13 protein-coding genes and 6 tRNA genes are annotated in these 13,503 nt (G+C 67.3%); 3 read left to right on the top strand and 16 right to left on the bottom strand.

Translation table 11 applies throughout. The features are described 5' to 3' along the window. Positions 1-142: 142 nt before the first annotated feature. The 7 genes from AC1DNG_RS06345 to AC1DNG_RS06315 form a co-directional block, all read right to left on the bottom strand. Positions 143-1,501 carry an HRDC domain-containing protein gene (locus AC1DNG_RS06345; protein WP_243179289.1) on the bottom strand — a complete coding sequence of 453 codons (1,359 nt, stop codon included), beginning with the start codon at positions 1,499-1,501 and terminating at the stop codon, positions 143-145. Between the two features lie 61 nt (positions 1,502-1,562). Next, positions 1,563-2,210: a DUF3000 domain-containing protein gene (locus tag AC1DNG_RS06340; RefSeq protein WP_018772438.1), complete on the bottom strand. Its 648-nt coding sequence runs from the start codon at positions 2,208-2,210 to the stop codon at positions 1,563-1,565. Between the two features lie 72 nt (positions 2,211-2,282). Beyond that, positions 2,283-3,371: a threonine aldolase family protein gene (locus AC1DNG_RS06335; RefSeq protein WP_476886963.1), complete on the bottom strand. Its 1,089-nt coding sequence runs from the start codon at positions 3,369-3,371 to the stop codon at positions 2,283-2,285. 141 nt (positions 3,372-3,512) lie between these two features. Beyond that, on the bottom strand, positions 3,513-4,271 hold the full coding sequence (locus AC1DNG_RS06330; RefSeq protein ID WP_476886931.1) for an SDR family oxidoreductase: 759 nt from the start codon (positions 4,269-4,271) through the stop codon (positions 3,513-3,515). Beyond that, the gene (locus AC1DNG_RS06325) at positions 4,268-5,698 is read right to left on the bottom strand and encodes a DUF6421 family protein (RefSeq protein WP_476857160.1); all 1,431 of its coding nucleotides are present in this window, start codon (positions 5,696-5,698) and stop codon (positions 4,268-4,270) included. The genes AC1DNG_RS06330 and AC1DNG_RS06325 overlap by 4 nt, the downstream gene beginning before the upstream one ends. 164 nt (positions 5,699-5,862) lie before the next feature. Continuing rightward, positions 5,863-6,375 (bottom strand): peptide-methionine (R)-S-oxide reductase MsrB, encoded by a 513-nt coding sequence (gene msrB, locus AC1DNG_RS06320; protein WP_476860250.1) that lies wholly within the window; start codon positions 6,373-6,375, stop codon positions 5,863-5,865. A gap of 14 nt (positions 6,376-6,389) precedes the next feature. Then, positions 6,390-6,878 (bottom strand): hypothetical protein, encoded by a 489-nt coding sequence (locus tag AC1DNG_RS06315; protein ID WP_230007972.1) that lies wholly within the window; start codon positions 6,876-6,878, stop codon positions 6,390-6,392. A 137-nt stretch (positions 6,879-7,015) separates the two neighbouring features. Here AC1DNG_RS06315 and AC1DNG_RS06310 point away from each other — a divergent pair, with 137 nt between their 5' ends. Continuing rightward, the gene (locus AC1DNG_RS06310) at positions 7,016-8,383 is read left to right on the top strand and encodes an alpha/beta hydrolase family protein (protein ID WP_476886930.1); all 1,368 of its coding nucleotides are present in this window, start codon (positions 7,016-7,018) and stop codon (positions 8,381-8,383) included. 110 nt (positions 8,384-8,493) lie between these two features. On the opposite strand, the gene ybaK is transcribed toward AC1DNG_RS06310, so the two are convergent. The 3 genes from ybaK to AC1DNG_RS06295 form a co-directional block, all read right to left on the bottom strand. Then, on the bottom strand, positions 8,494-8,991 hold the full coding sequence (gene ybaK, locus AC1DNG_RS06305) for a Cys-tRNA(Pro) deacylase (RefSeq protein ID WP_476857163.1): 498 nt from the start codon (positions 8,989-8,991) through the stop codon (positions 8,494-8,496). Positions 8,992-9,018: 27 nt separating this feature from the next. Beyond that, entirely contained in the window at positions 9,019-9,492 is a 474-nt protein-coding gene (locus AC1DNG_RS06300; RefSeq protein ID WP_243179191.1) for a SufE family protein, read from the bottom strand. Positions 9,493-9,562: 70 nt separating this feature from the next. Further along, the gene (locus AC1DNG_RS06295; RefSeq protein WP_476851508.1) at positions 9,563-10,480 is read right to left on the bottom strand and encodes a sulfurtransferase; all 918 of its coding nucleotides are present in this window, start codon (positions 10,478-10,480) and stop codon (positions 9,563-9,565) included. Positions 10,481-10,706: 226 nt separating this feature from the next. Here AC1DNG_RS06295 and zapE point away from each other — a divergent pair, with 226 nt between their 5' ends. Continuing rightward, a complete protein-coding gene (gene zapE, locus AC1DNG_RS06290) occupies positions 10,707-11,744 on the top strand; it encodes a cell division protein ZapE (protein WP_476851509.1) in 1,038 nt (345 codons plus the stop codon). 174 nt (positions 11,745-11,918) lie between these two features. On the opposite strand, the gene AC1DNG_RS06285 is transcribed toward zapE, so the two are convergent. The 6 genes from AC1DNG_RS06285 to AC1DNG_RS06260 form a co-directional block, all read right to left on the bottom strand. After that, complete coding sequence (locus AC1DNG_RS06285) at positions 11,919-12,188, bottom strand: antitoxin (protein ID WP_028277028.1); 270 nt, start codon at positions 12,186-12,188, stop codon at positions 11,919-11,921. Between the two features lie 249 nt (positions 12,189-12,437). Next, positions 12,438-12,512 (bottom strand) — tRNA-Val (locus tag AC1DNG_RS06280). A 38-nt stretch (positions 12,513-12,550) separates the two neighbouring features. After that, positions 12,551-12,623: transfer RNA gene (locus AC1DNG_RS06275), tRNA-Gly, on the bottom strand. Between the two features lie 56 nt (positions 12,624-12,679). After that, positions 12,680-12,754: transfer RNA gene (locus AC1DNG_RS06270), tRNA-Val, on the bottom strand. Positions 12,755-12,793: 39 nt separating this feature from the next. Then, positions 12,794-12,864: transfer RNA gene (locus AC1DNG_RS06265), tRNA-Cys, on the bottom strand. Positions 12,865-12,910: 46 nt separating this feature from the next. Beyond that, a tRNA-Gly gene (locus AC1DNG_RS06260) sits at positions 12,911-12,983 on the bottom strand. Positions 12,984-13,363: 380 nt separating this feature from the next. Here AC1DNG_RS06260 and AC1DNG_RS06255 point away from each other — a divergent pair. After that, a tRNA-Val gene (locus tag AC1DNG_RS06255) sits at positions 13,364-13,435 on the top strand. Positions 13,436-13,503 lie beyond the last annotated feature (68 nt).

Here is a 13,503-nt window from a genome sequence, read left to right as displayed (position 1 = left end):
CTCCTCATTGAGACATGGTGCCGGAACCGTGCCTGTGGCAGGGGTTGCCACAGGCAGGAGGGTTCCGAGCGACATCATGCATTATGTTACTCGCCAGTAACATAGCTGGCAAGGAGGAGATGAGCGGCCCCGGAAGGAGCCGCTAGACCGTGGAACCCGACGGCGCCTCCGCGGCGGCCTTGGGTTCCTTTGCGGGCAGCGGCTCGGGGTGCAGGAAGGCCTCGGCAATGAGCGGAGCCGTGATTTCGATCTGCCACTGGCGCGCCCCGAGGTTCGCCAGTTCCTCGGCCACGCCTTCCTCGCTGCATTCTGCCGGTGGACGCCAGGCGACCCGCCGAAGATAGTCCGGGGTCAGCAGGTTCTCCACCGGCAGGTTCAGTTCCTCGGCCCTGGCCTGGAGTTTTGGACGGGCGGTGGCGAGCCTGGCGGCCGCCTCCGGGTCCCGGTCCGCCCAGACGCGCGGGGGCGGGGGAGCGTTGGTGGGCAGGTGCAGCGGCGGCAGGTCCTCCAGGGCCCGGGCCACGCCGATGCAGCGCAGCCAGCGGGGGGCTTCCCGCTGTGCGGCGCGGCCGTGGAAGCCCTTGGTGCCCAGGAGCTGGGGAACCGTGGAGGGCATCGCTTTGGCCGCGGCGACGAGCGCGGAGTCCGGGATCAGCCGGCCGGGGGCGACGTCACGTTTCTGGGCCAGGGAATCGCGTTCCAGCCACAGCTCCCGGACTGCGGCCAGTTGGCGTCGGTCCCGGATCTGGTGCAGCCCGGACGTCTTGCGCCACGGATCAACGCGCGGCGGGGCCTGTCCGGCTTCGAGGATGGCGGCGAATTCCTGCTCGGCGTATTCCAGCTTCTCGTCCGCCACGAGCAGCTCAATCAGTTCCTCGCGCAGCTCGGTCAGGACTTCGACGTCGAGCGCGGCGTAGCGCAGCCACGGTTCCGGCAGGGGGCGGGTGGACCAGTCGGCGGCGGAGTGTTCCTTCGCCAGGCCGAAGCCCAGGAGCTGTTCGATCACGGCGGCGAGGCCCACCCGGGGCAGCCCGGCCAGGCGGGCGGCGAGCTCGGTGTCGAAGAGTTTGTCCGGCCACATGCCGAGTTCGGACAGGCAGGGCAGGTCCTGGCTGGCGGCGTGCAGGATCCATTCGACGCCGCGCAAAGCGTCATTGATGATGCTGAGGTCCCCGAAAGGTTCGGGATCGATCAGCCAGGTTCCGGAGCCTTCGCGCCGGATCTGGACCAGGAAGGCGCGCTGGCCGTAGCGGAACCCCGAGGCGCGCTCCGCGTCCACGCCCGCAGGGCCGTGGCCGGCGGCGAGGGCCGCGGCGCAGCGTTCGAGTCCGGACTGGGTTTCAATGACCAGCGGCACGCCGTCGCGGGGAATGTCGAGGTCGATCACTTCAGGGACCAGGCTGTCGAAGCCTTCCACGGTGATGTGGGCTGTGGTGTCAGCAGCCTCGGCCGTAGTGCGACTGGCGCCGGCCGTGCTGATTTCCGGATTCTGAGGGGTCATGGTCTCTACAGTTTACCGACAACATGGCGTATAGGGCCGTGACCGCGGCCGAACAGGGGCCTCATGCGTGTCCGCGGGGGCGGCGGGGAAGGGCCGTGACGCCCTCGGGCAGGGGCGGCAGCCCGGCGAAGGTGCAGACCATGTCCGACCACGCCTCCAGGTGCGAGGTGATGTCCGGGGTGGCCGGGGTCCAGGAGGCCCGGAGCTCAATGTCGATTGAATTCGGCCGGTCCGACAACGTTCCAAAGCTCTCCGAGAGCACCCGGGTGGCGGTGCCGCCGGCGGAGCGGTAGGGGGCCTGATGGTTCTCCAGCGCTTCGACCAGCCAGGTCCACGCCACGGACCCCAGGAGTTCGTCGTTGCCCATCTCGGGTTCCAGCTGGGCGCGGATGTAGGTGACGATCCGGAATTCCCCGTCCCATACGGCAGAGCCGTCGGGATCGTGGAGCAGAATGAAGCGGCCAGTGGCCAGCTCGACGTCGTCGCTGCCGGACGCCCGTGCCAGGGCCGCGGCGGCCGGGCCGTGGACCGGTCCGCCGGCGGGGGAGTCGCCCGGGCCGATCACTTCCGCGCCCAGGGCCACCGCGAACGGTGCCAGCCGGGACGGGGCCGGAATTTCGTCCAGGTGCAGCTCGCTGCGGCACCGTGCCTGCCGAAGTGTCCCCAGGGCGAAGAGGAAATCTGCCGGAACCTGATCGAGGGAGCTCACCTTGGAAGGTTATGCAACGGCCGGAGCCCTGCCCGGCAGGCTCGCCGCCGGGCAGGGGAAGCGTTGCACGGCTCAGGCAGCGGCGAGCTCGCGCTTGATGGCCGCAATGAAGGAATCAACGTCGTCCTCGGTGGTGTCGAAGGAGCACATCCAGCGGACCTCGCGGGCCGCCTCGTTCCAGTCGTAGAAGCGGAAGGACTTGCGCAGCCGGTCCGCGACACCGGCAGGCAGGACGGCGAAGACGCCGTTGGACTCGGTCTTCTGCGTCAGTTCGACGCCGGGGATCGCCTCGACGCCGGCGCGCAGCCGGGCGGCCATGGCGTTGGCGTGCGAGGCCGAGCGCAGCCACAGCTCACCCTCGAGGAGGGCAATGAACTGGGCGGACATAAACCGCATCTTGGAGGCCAGCTGCATGTTCATCTTGCGCAGGTAGACCAGGCCGTGTGCGGCCTCCGGGTTCAGGGCGACCACAACCTCGCCGAACAGCAGGCCGTTTTTCGTGCCGCCGAAGGAGAGGATGTCCACGCCGGCGTCACGGGTAAAGGCCCGCAGCGGGACTCTCAGGTGGGCGGCGGCGTTGGCCAGCCGGGCACCGTCCATGTGCAGCTTCATGCCCTTTGCGTGGACATGCTCGGCGATGGCCCGGACCTCGTCCGGGGTGTAGCAGGTACCGAGCTCGGTGGTCTGGGTGATGGACACGGCCAGCGGCTGGGCGCGGTGCTCATCGCCCCAGCCCCAGGCCTCCTGGTCGATCAGTGCGGGGGTGAGCTTGCCGTCGGTGGTGGGGACCTGCAGCAGCTTGATGCCGCCGATCCGCTCCGGTGCGCCGTTTTCGTCCATGTTGATGTGGGCGGTGGAAGCGCAAATGACCGCACCCCAGCGCGGGAGCAGCGACTGCAGGGACAGGACGTTGGCTCCGGTGCCGTTGAACACCGGGAAGCACTCGATGCCTTCGCCGAAGTGCTCTTCCATCAGCTGCTGCAGGCGCGCGGTGTAATCGTCCTCGCCGTAGGAGACCTGGTGGCCTTCGTTGGCGGCGGCCAGGGCCGCAAGAACTTCCGGGTGCACGCCGGAATAGTTGTCCGAGGCGAAACCGCGGACGGAGGGATCGTGGAGCCGCACCGCAGTGCCGGCAGGGACAGTTTCAACTGTGCTGGTCATCGTTTTGCTCACGCTTTCAGTCTAAGAGGTCGGGCCGCCCGGGCTAAGCCCGGGGCCCTGGATCGGGGCCCAGACCCTGTGCCACAGACGCTGGGGTCCAGGATCAGGGCCCCGGAGTCAGCGCCGCGGAATCAGGGATGTTCAGCGGCTGAGCAGCAGCCGCTGGCCGTTCAGGTCGCCGGCAGGAGCATTGAAGAGTCCCGCTGCGGCAGCCGCCAGGTCAGCCACGTCCGTGAAGCCCGGGAATTTGCGGTCCGGGGCCTTGGCCCGCATTTGAGCGTCAACAAGGGCTTTCACCACGAAGATGACGGCGGCGCTCCGCAGCGCGGCGCTGTCCTGCCCGGGAGTGCCGGTGCCGGCGGCATTGCCCGCGGCGTGGACCCGGCGGAAGCCGTCAGCGACCGCCAGCGTCCAGGCCTCGGCGGCCGCCTTGGCCGCGGCGTAGCTCGCCCCCGCCGCCGTCGGGGCGCTTACCGCCGTGGAGGACACCATGGCGAAGCGTCCTGCCTCAGAGGCAGCGAGGTCGTCGAAGAAGACGCGCGTAACGTTCCGCAGGGTGGTGACGGCGTTGCGCTCCAGAAAGTCCCAGTCGTCGTCGCTCTGGTCGGTGATGCCTTTCGCGCCGCGCCAGCCGCCCACCAGGTGGATAACGCCGTCGACGCGTCCGGCCAGGCCGGCAATGCTTTCCCGCAGGGCGCGGACGTCGGCCAGGCTGGCGAGGTCGCAGGCGAGCGGCGTGACGCCGTCGCCGGCCTCGGCGGCGGCTGCCTCGATGCGCGCGGCATCCGATCCGACCGTGAAGACCCTGTGGCCGGCGCCGCGCAGGGCGCGGGCCGTCGCGATTCCCGACGGCCCGCTGCCCCCCGTGACCAGCACGTTCAAAGTGCGTCCGGCACTCATCCGGCGTTCAGGGCCTGGGTGCCGCCGGACTCTGATCCCGTGTCAGTGCCGGTATCTGTGCTGATGTCTGACGACCCGGTGATGCCGGCAGTGGAGTCGATGACGGGCCGCATCTTCTTCTCCAGCGCCTCGTAGAACATGGAGAGCGGGAACTCGTCGTCGAGGACCTGGTCCGTGAGGCCGCGGGGCGGACCGTCCAGGGGGAGGGCGTCCGGACCCTTGGCCCAGACCGAGGCCGGGTTGGGCGTGACCGTGCCGGAGATGAGCTCGTAGGCGGCGAGCCAGTGGGCCATCTTGGGGCGGTCGATCGAGCGCCAGTACAGTTCCTCGATCTTCGCGCCGAGTTCAACCACGACGTCGGCAGCCTCGTCCCAGTCGATGCTGAGTTTGCTGTCGGTCCAGTGCAGGACGTGGTGCTGGTGCATCCAGGCGAAGAGCAGCTGGCCGCCAAGGCCGTCGTAGTTCCGTACGCGCGTGCCGGTGATGGCGAAGCGGAAGATGCGGTCGAAGATCACGGCGTACTGGACCAGCTTGGCGTGCCGGCGGGCCTCCGGGTCAGCGTCCTCGTCCTTCTCGATCTTCACGGATTCGCGGAAGGCGGTGAGGTCGCAGCGCAGCTCCTCCAGTGAGTAGAGGAAGAACGGCATGCGCTGCTTGATCATGAACGGGTCGAAGGGCAGGTCGCCGCGCATGTGGGTGCGGTCGTGGATCAGGTCCCACATGACAAAGGTTTCCTGCGTCAGCTGCTGGTCCTCCAGGAGCCCGGCGGCGTCCTCGGGCAGCTGCAGGGAGGTGATCTCGGCGGCGGCGCGCAGGACGCGGCGGAAGCGTGCGGCCTCGCGGTCGGCGAAGATCGCGCCCCACGTAAACGTCGGGGTCTCGCGGACCGCGACGGTCTCGGGGAACAGGACTGCGGAGTTGGTGTCGTAGCCCGCGGTGAAGTCGAGGAACCGGATCGGGACGAAGAGCTTGTTGGAGTATTCGCCGGCTTCCAGGCCGCCGATGAATTCCGGCCAGATGACCTCGATCAGCACGGCCTCGACGAGGCGGCTGCTGCTGCCGTTCTGGGTGTACATCGGGAACACGACCAGGTGCTGGAGTCCGTTGACCCGGTGCTGCTGCGGCTGGAACGCCTGCAGGGAATCCAGGAAGTCCGGGACCCCAAAGCCGCCATCGGCCCAGCGGTCAAAGTCGGTGACCAGCAGTTCCAGGTAGTTCGCGTCGTGCGGGAAGGACGGGGCCAGGGCCGCGACCGCCGCGGTGATGGTTGCGACGTGGCCGGCCGCGGCTTCGTGGGCTTCGGCATCCGGCACGGATCCGTCCTGGACCTGGAGGGCGCGCAGGGCGGTGGCGGCAGCCTTGAGCCGCAGCCATTCCTGGTTGCCGGCGGTGATCGGGGCGGGGGCGGTAAGAGCGGTCGTGGTCATCGTCGACGGTCGCCTTTCTGTTTGCTGTGGAGCGTGTCGCTGGATCTAAATCGAGCGTAGCAAGCAAGCAGAGACTCTAATGCAAAATTGCCTCGAGCATAAGAAAGTCTGTGGCAAGTGATTCTGAAAAGCCGTTCCAGCGGAAGGAGAGGCAGGGCTGCGGGCTATTGCCCGGCGTCGTCCGCGGGAACCAGCTTCAGGGAAACCGAGTTGATGCAGAAGCGCTGGTCCGTGGGGGTGCCGTAGCCCTCGCCGTCGAACACGTGCCCCAGGTGGGAATCGCAGGTGCTGCAGCGGACTTCCACCCGGTCCATGCCCATGGTGCGGTCATGGATGTAGCGAACGGTGCCCTCGGCGAGCGGCGCCCAGAAGGACGGCCAGCCGCAGTGCGAGTCGAACTTTTCGTTGCTGGTGAAGAGTTCAGTGCCGCAGGCCCTGCATTTGTAGACACCGCGGGTGTGGGTGTCCCAGTATTCGCCGGTGTACGGCCGCTCGGTGCCTGCCTGGCGGAGCACGCGGTACTCCTCGGGCGTCAGTTCCTCGCGCCACTGGGCGTCCGTCTTTTCGACGGGCGTTCCGGTCGGAGCCTGGTCAAAGGCCGTGGCGGCGGGGTCGGCTGTGGGTTCGGTGGCGGGCACTGCCGAGGGCATGGATTTAGGCCTGTTAAAGATACTCATAGCCTCAATAACGCTCAGGAGTCCCCGATAAATCCCGAACCGGCGTACAGATGCAGGACGGGCAGCCCCAGCTTGTCCTGTGCCTTGGTGGCCCAGTCGGTGTGGAACGTGTCGGCCACGGCGTGCGGGCGGGTGATGACCACAGCCTGTCCGGCGCTGAGTTCCTTGACCTTGGCAACCAGGCCGTCAACGGCCTTGCCCTCGACGACTTCGCCCGAGACGCCGCCGCCCAGACCGGCCAGCGCGGCCAGCGAGGCGGCCAGGGTGTCGGCTGCTTCGGCCCGCTCCTCGGCGGGATCCGAGTGTGCCGTCAGTTCACGGAAGGCCTTGGCGATTTCAAGCATGGAAAGGTTTTCCAGGAAATCCACCACCAGGTGTCGCTCGGTGTTGGCCGGCACCAGGATCAGCAGGGGCGCATCACCGCCGGCAATCAGGGTTTCAATATTGACGCGGTCATCCGCACCGAGGGGCTCTTCTGTCAAAATGACGATTGGATCACTCATGACCCCAGCCTAGTCGCGCTCGTGTTGACCTGCATCGTTGTGTCCCGCGGGACCCTGGCGTGTCTGTACCGGCCCGGCCGTGCGCCTGAAATCCCGCCAATGCCGTGGTTGGGCTGCGCTTCAGTAAGAATGGTGCCATGGCATCCTCCCTGCGCCTCCGCCCGGACCTCCGCCAGGCCGCTGCCCGGCGGGCCGCCGCCCGGCGGGCCTCTGCCCGCAGAACAGCACTCCCCGTCGCGCCGGCCCCCGGCGGCGTGACGTCCGGGAGCGCCAAGTGGGCGGTGGGGGGCATCATCGGCGGCAGCGCCGCTGCGGGTGTGCTCGCCGCCGGCTCCTCCGCCCTCGCCCTCTACTTCGCCCGCCGCGTCATCACCCCGGCCCGGTTCCGGGCAGAGGACCAGGAAGTGCTGGCCGTCATCCGCGAGGGACGGGCGCTGCGGGTCATTTTCGCCGCCACCCCGGACGCCACGGTGGACGGGGTGTACGGTTTCTTCTTCGACGGCGGCCGCGGGCATGCGCGGATCGGCCGGATCCTGTCCTACTCCCCGGCCGAACGCACCGTGCTGCGCGAGGTCGAGCACGTCTACAGCGGGGACATGGCCACCGCCCGGCGCGGCTGGTGGAGCGGCGCGGCCTATCCGGATCCGGCCGCCCTGGGGTTTCCGGTGGAGGACGTGCTGATCGACGTCGACGCCGGGACCGCGCCGGCCTGGCTTGTCCGCGCCGCGCCGGCCGTGGCGGAGGATGTGGCCCCCGACGTGTGGGCGATCATGGTGCACGGGCGCGGGGCCACCCGGCAGGAAGGGCTGCGGGCCGTCCGGACCGCCAGGGAACTGGGCATGTCCAGTCTTCTGATCTCCTACCGCAACGACGGCCTGGCCCCGTCAGCCAGCGACGGGCGGTACGGCCTGGGCTCCACCGAATGGCGCGACGTCGAGGCCGCCATCGGCTACGCCGTACAGCAGGGCGCCCGCGAGGTGGTTTTGTTCGGCTGGTCGATGGGCGGCGCGATATGCCTCCAGACCGCTGACCTTTCCCGGCACCGCCACTTGATCCGGGCCATGGTCCTGGACGCGCCGGTGATCAACTGGGTCAACGTGCTGGCCCACCACGCGGAGCTGAACCGGATTCCGTCGTCCGTGGGCCGCTACGGACAACTCATGCTCAGCCACCGCCTGGGCCGGCGGCTGACCGGGCTGGCCGCGCCCGTCGACCTCAAAGCGATGGACTGGGTCTCGCGGGCCGTGGAGCTGAGGACGCCGACCCTCATTGTGCACAGCGTGGACGACGAGTACGTACCGTACGGGCCCTCCGCGGCGCTGGCCGAGAAAAACCCCGAGATGGTCACCTTCGAGCCCTTCGACAGGGCCCTGCATACCAAGGAATGGAACGTGGATCCGGAGCGCTGGGAGCGGCAGGTCTCGGCCTGGCTCCGGCAGCAGCTGGCGCCCCGCGCCAACCCCGGCGACCAGGAGCCTCCGGCCGGCAATGCCGCATTCAATTGACAGTTCACTGACAGAGATCATTGACAGTTCATTGACGGTTCGCTGACAGATCACGGCAGTGTTGTGCGCGAACATGGCCGTGACGTGCCGTCTCGATATCTGGGGCCGGGTCAGTCGCGCCGGGTCCCGATCCTGGCCGTGCGGGCAGCCGTGAGCCGAATGAGCTCGGCCGGATCCAGCTCGATGTCCAGGCCGCGCCGTCCACCCGAAACGAGGATGGTCTCCAGCGCCAGTGCGCTCTCATCCACCACCGTGGGGGAGGACTGGCGCTGGCCGAGCGGTGAGATGCCGCCGAGAACATATCCGGTCCGCCGCTGCGCCGCGGCCGGATCGGCCATCTCTGCTTTCTTGCCGCCCAAAGCCGCGGCCATCGCCTTGAGGTTCAGGCTGCCGCTGACCGGCACGACGCCGACGGCGAGCCGGCCGTCGACGTCGACCATCAGGGTCTTGAAGACCCGGTCAGGGTCGACGCCGAGCACTTTCGCCGCTTCCAGGCCATAACTGGCCGCCGCGGGGTCATGGGTGTAGGGGTGGGCCACAAAGGGAACCCCGGCGGCCGCGAGTGCCGCGGTGGCCGGAGTTCCCTGCGACGCGTGCTTGCGGGCCATGTTCTCTGGCTGTCCGGGCGCCGAAGGTCAGGACTGCGCCGACGGCTGGCGGTCTCCGGAGGCGACGACCTTGCGCTTGATCCGGCCCAGCATGGCGGTCATTCCGCGCATGCGCAGGGGAGTGATGGCGCGGGTCAGGCCCAACAGTTCGGGCATGTCGTCGGGGACGGCCAGGATTTCCGCGGCGCTGAGCCCGTCGAGTCCTTCGTGGAGCACTCCGGCGAAGCCGCGGGTGGTCGGGGCCTCCTTGGGTGCCTTGAAGTAGAGCCGGACGCGCTCAGGCGCGTCGCCGTCGGCCTGTTCCGTCTCGACGGTGAGGAACAGCGGCGTCTGGCACTCCACTACCTGCTCGAGCAGCTCCGGGTGATCCCGGAGCCGCTCCGGAAGTTCCGGAAGCCCCTGTGAGAACTCAAGGAGCAGCTGCAGCCGCTCTGCTTCGGTCAGGGCCTGGAAATCGTCGACAATGTCCGCCAGTGCGGCGGGGAGGGCTGAAGTATTCATCACTCCCAGCTTACGCAGGCGCGCCGATTGTGTCCCTGTCGGGATAGGTCCCGCTCCACGGTCACCGCGGCTAACGGCCGGCCGGAACCGCGCCGCGTTCGGCACCCTTGACGATCGGGACGCGCACGGCGTTGCCCCATTCGGTCCAGGAGCCGTCGTAGTTCCGCACGGTCTCAAAGCCCAACAGGTACTTCAGCGCAAACCAGGTGTGGCTGGACCGCTCGCCGATCCGGCAGTACGCCACGACGTCGTCGCCTTCGTTCAATCCGGCCTCGCCGAGGTAGAGGGCCTCGAGCTCGCCGCGGTTCCGGTACGTGCCGTCGCCGGCCGCCGCGCGGGCCCAGGGGATGGAGGCCGCCGTGGGGATGTGGCCGCCGCGCAGCGCGCCCTCTTCCGGGTAGGCGGGCATGTGGGTGCGCTGGCCGGTGTACTCCTCGGTCGAGCGGACGTCGATCAGCGGCTTGCCGAAGTGCGCCAGGACGTCATCCTTGAAGGCGCGGATCGGGGCGTCGTCCCGCTCCACGACGGGGTAGTCGGCAGGGGTGGTGACGGTCGTGACGGTGGAGAGCGCCCGGTCTTCCGCGATCCACTTGTCCCGGCCGCCGTCCAGGAGCCGGACGTCCTCGTGGCCGAAGAGCGTGAACACCCACAGGGCGTATGCGGCCCACCAGTTCGACTTGTCGCCGTAAATGACCACCGTGCTGTCCCGGGAAATGCCTTTGGACGCGGCCAGCGCGGCGAAGGCTTCACCGTCGACGTAGTCGCGGGTCACCTCGTCGTTCAGGTCCGTGTGCCAGTCGATTTTCACTGCTCCCGGGATGTGCCCGGTCTCGTACAGCAGGACGTCTTCGTCGGATTCGACCACCACGAGATTGCCGCCGTCGAGGGCACCGTCCTCGATCGCCGTGGCCAGCCATTCCGTGGACACCAGGCGGTCAGGGTGGGCGTAAGCGGCGAATTTCTCGTTCTGCTCAACGGGGTAGGTCATTGCGATGGCCTTTCACTTGAACGGTCAGGAGGCCGGGCGCCGAAAGCGTGCGCCGCGCCGGGCCTGTTACAACACTAGTCACGGGCCGGTGGGAATGCTCCACCGGGTTCACACGGGGAAATGTGGTCTTCCTCACGCCGGCCGCGGGTCCACAGTCGCGCACGCGGGCCGGCCAGGCTTTGCCGGTATTCTTGCTGGGGACAAGAGACCAGCAGAACGGACCACCTTGGTACAGATCGAACAGCTCGCCGCCCGCACACCGGCAGTTTCCGTGGATGAACTCCTCAATGGGTTCTATCCGTCGCCGCGGTTCGGTGAGGTGTCGTTTTCCAGCTACCGGCCCGATCCCGCCCAGCCCAGCCAGGCCCAGGCGGTCCATGCCCTGCAGCATTTTGCGGCGGGCGTGGGCGCACGCGACGGCGACGGGCTGTTCAAGCGGCTCTTCGGCAAGAAGGACACTTCGCGGGCCGGGATCTACCTCGACGGCGGATTCGGTGTGGGCAAGACCCACTTGCTGGCATCGCTGTGGCACGCCGCCCCCGGGCCCAAGGCCTTCGGCACGTTCGTCGAATACACCAACCTCGTCGGTGCGCTGTCCTTCCGCAAGACCGTTGAGGCCCTGAGCCACTACAAGCTGGTCTGCATCGATGAATTTGAGCTCGATGATCCGGGCGACACTGTGCTCATGTCCCGGCTCATGCGCGAACTCGCCGACGCCGGCGTGAAGCTTGCCGCCACATCGAACACGCTGCCGGGGTCCCTCGGGGACGGGCGCTTCGCCGCCGTCGACTTTGCCCGCGAAATCCAGGTGCTGGCGGACCAGTTCGACGTCGTGCGGATCGACGGCGAGGACTTCCGCCACCGTGGCCTGCCGGCCGCGCCGTCGCCGCTGCGCAATGATGACCTGACCCACCACATGCATGCCGAGTTCGACGGCAAGACCGTGGCCCGCGATGAGTTCAGCACCTTGATCAACCACCTGGCCGGCGTGCACCCGAGCCGTTACCGCCAGCTGCTGGAGGGGATCGAGGGCGTGGTCTGGAAGAACGTGCACACGATTACCGAGCAGGCCGTTGCGCTGCGCTTCGTGGTGCTGGCTGACCGGCTGTACGACAAGGACGTGCCCATCCTTGCCAGCGGTGTGCCGTTCGACCAGCTCTTCACCGAGGAAATGATGACCGGCGGGTACATGAAGAAGTACTTCCGCGCCGTCTCCAGGCTGACCGCGCTGGCCCGCGAGGGCCAAAACCACGAACCGTCCTAGCCGCCAGCCCCTCCAAGTACAACGCCAAATCCAACGCGGGGTCAGTTACGGCCCATCCGGATGCACCGGATGGGCCGTAACTGACCCCGCGTTGCCCGGTTGGAGTCGCCCTTAAATGCCGGAGGTGCCGGCGCCGCCTCTCGGCGGGACCGGCACCTCGCTGACGGATCTGGGTCAGAGGCCTGGCTGGCGGGGTTCCCCGGCTACGGGGGGCTCACCGGCTGCGGGAGTCTGATCGGCGACCGGGGCCGAATTCGGCCGGTCGTTCGCCTTGTCCACGAAGTCGGAAGCGCCACGCTGCACGGCATCGATCGTGCCGGCGTGCTTTCCGCCGGTCTTGGAGTCGACGAAGTCGCCTGCCTTTTCGATGCCGTCCTTGATGGCTTCTTCGTTGCCACCAATAACTTGCTGAGCCTTGCCCTTTAGATCGTCAAGTAAACCCACGGGCACCTCCCTTCGGTCGCGGAGCCAGATCGCTCCTTGCTTTTTCTACCCTAGCGGGAGGTGGCGGGGGTGCCAAGGGTGTCCGCCCAGAGGATAAAAGATGGAAGGCCAGGTGCACAGGGTAGAAGGGCCCGGAGTGCACCAATCCGGAGTGCACCAATCCGCAGTGCATAAACCCGCAGTGCACCAACCCGCAGTGCACAAACCCGCAGTGCACAAAAAAGAGCAGCTCCGGGGGAGCTGCTCTTGTGGTGGGCGATACTGGGATCGAACCAGTGACCTCTTCCGTGTCAGGGAAGCGCGCTACCGCTGCGCCAATCGCCCGCAACCGGAAGGATCCGGAGTGGAGTTGTAATGAAGAGAGCGGACGACGAGATTCGAACTCGCGACATCCACCTTGGCAAGGTGGTGCTCTACCAGCTGAGCTACGTCCGCATTTTAGTCCATGCCGGCTGGGCCGGTGGTACTGCATCAAGCAAGTTGCCTTGCTCTGGTGGGCGATACTGGGATCGAACCAGTGACCTCTTCCGTGTCAGGGAAGCGCGCTACCGCTGCGCCAATCGCCCCTTGCATCCGATCGAAATCGGAAACCAGGGTTTTCACCGAGGTGGGTACGGGATTCGAACCCGTGTATACGGCTTTGCAGGCCGCTGCCTCGCCTCTCGGCCAACCCACCGTGTAGGCAGGATTCCGAAGAACCTTTGCCGTGACAGTGTCCTGCGAGCGGACGACGAGATTCGAACTCGCGACATCCACCTTGGCAAGGTGGTGCTCTACCAGCTGAGCTACGTCCGCATTGTTGGTGCGCATTTCCTTGCCGCATTCGGCATTTCCTCGCGTTCCAACGAGTAAGAACTCTATAGGAGGTTCTGGGAATCTACAAATCGAGACCCATTGGCCCGCGTTCCATGGCCCTACATCCCCGAGTTCTAGGGGATTTTGCTAATTACAGCGCTGTAATTAGCGTCGGTGTCCAGCCGTGGCCCTAAGCGGCGCCGGGACTACTGAGCGGGCCTTCTGAGTGGGACGACTGGAACGTCCGGTGGAGGGCTGGTGGAACTGCCCGTGCACGGGCCCGTTGCGGGGGAGTATTGGGCCCGCATTCCCGCCGCGGCCAGGTTCCCCCGGGCCGATTTCTAAAATCCGCCCGGGTGGGCTAGCATTCAATGTCGTTAGGGCGATTGGCGCAGTGGTAGCGCGCTTCGTTCACACCGAAGAGGTCACTGGTTCGAACCCAGTATCGCCCACTAACGAAATGGTCTGTTCCGCTGACTCAGCGGGGCGGGCCATTTTGCTTTTCATCGTTGTCTGACCC

It is taken from the genome of Arthrobacter sp. 01T425 (genome assembly GCF_056398725.1).
Note: the sequence above shows the minus strand (reverse complement) of the source record. Positions and strands in the feature narration are given on the sequence as shown.

Coding starts and splice junctions, on each gene's coding strand:
- AC1DNG_RS06345 (WP_243179289.1), bottom strand. CDS start 1,501: ATGACCCCTCAGAATCCGGAAATCAGCACGGCCGGCGCCAGTCGCACT.
- AC1DNG_RS06335 (WP_476886963.1), bottom strand. CDS start 3,371: ATGACCAGCACAGTTGAAACTGTCCCTGCCGGCACTGCGGTGCGGCTC.
- AC1DNG_RS06330 (WP_476886931.1), bottom strand. CDS start 4,271: ATGAGTGCCGGACGCACTTTGAACGTGCTGGTCACGGGGGGCAGCGGG.
- AC1DNG_RS06325 (WP_476857160.1), bottom strand. CDS start 5,698: ATGACCACGACCGCTCTTACCGCCCCCGCCCCGATCACCGCCGGCAAC.
- msrB (WP_476860250.1), bottom strand. CDS start 6,375: ATGAGTATCTTTAACAGGCCTAAATCCATGCCCTCGGCAGTGCCCGCC.
- AC1DNG_RS06315 (WP_230007972.1), bottom strand. CDS start 6,878: ATGAGTGATCCAATCGTCATTTTGACAGAAGAGCCCCTCGGTGCGGAT.
- AC1DNG_RS06310 (WP_476886930.1), top strand. CDS start 7,016: ATGGCATCCTCCCTGCGCCTCCGCCCGGACCTCCGCCAGGCCGCTGCC.
- ybaK (WP_476857163.1), bottom strand. CDS start 8,991: ATGGCCCGCAAGCACGCGTCGCAGGGAACTCCGGCCACCGCGGCACTC.
- AC1DNG_RS06300 (WP_243179191.1), bottom strand. CDS start 9,492: ATGAATACTTCAGCCCTCCCCGCCGCACTGGCGGACATTGTCGACGAT.
- AC1DNG_RS06295 (WP_476851508.1), bottom strand. CDS start 10,480: ATGACCTACCCCGTTGAGCAGAACGAGAAATTCGCCGCTTACGCCCAC.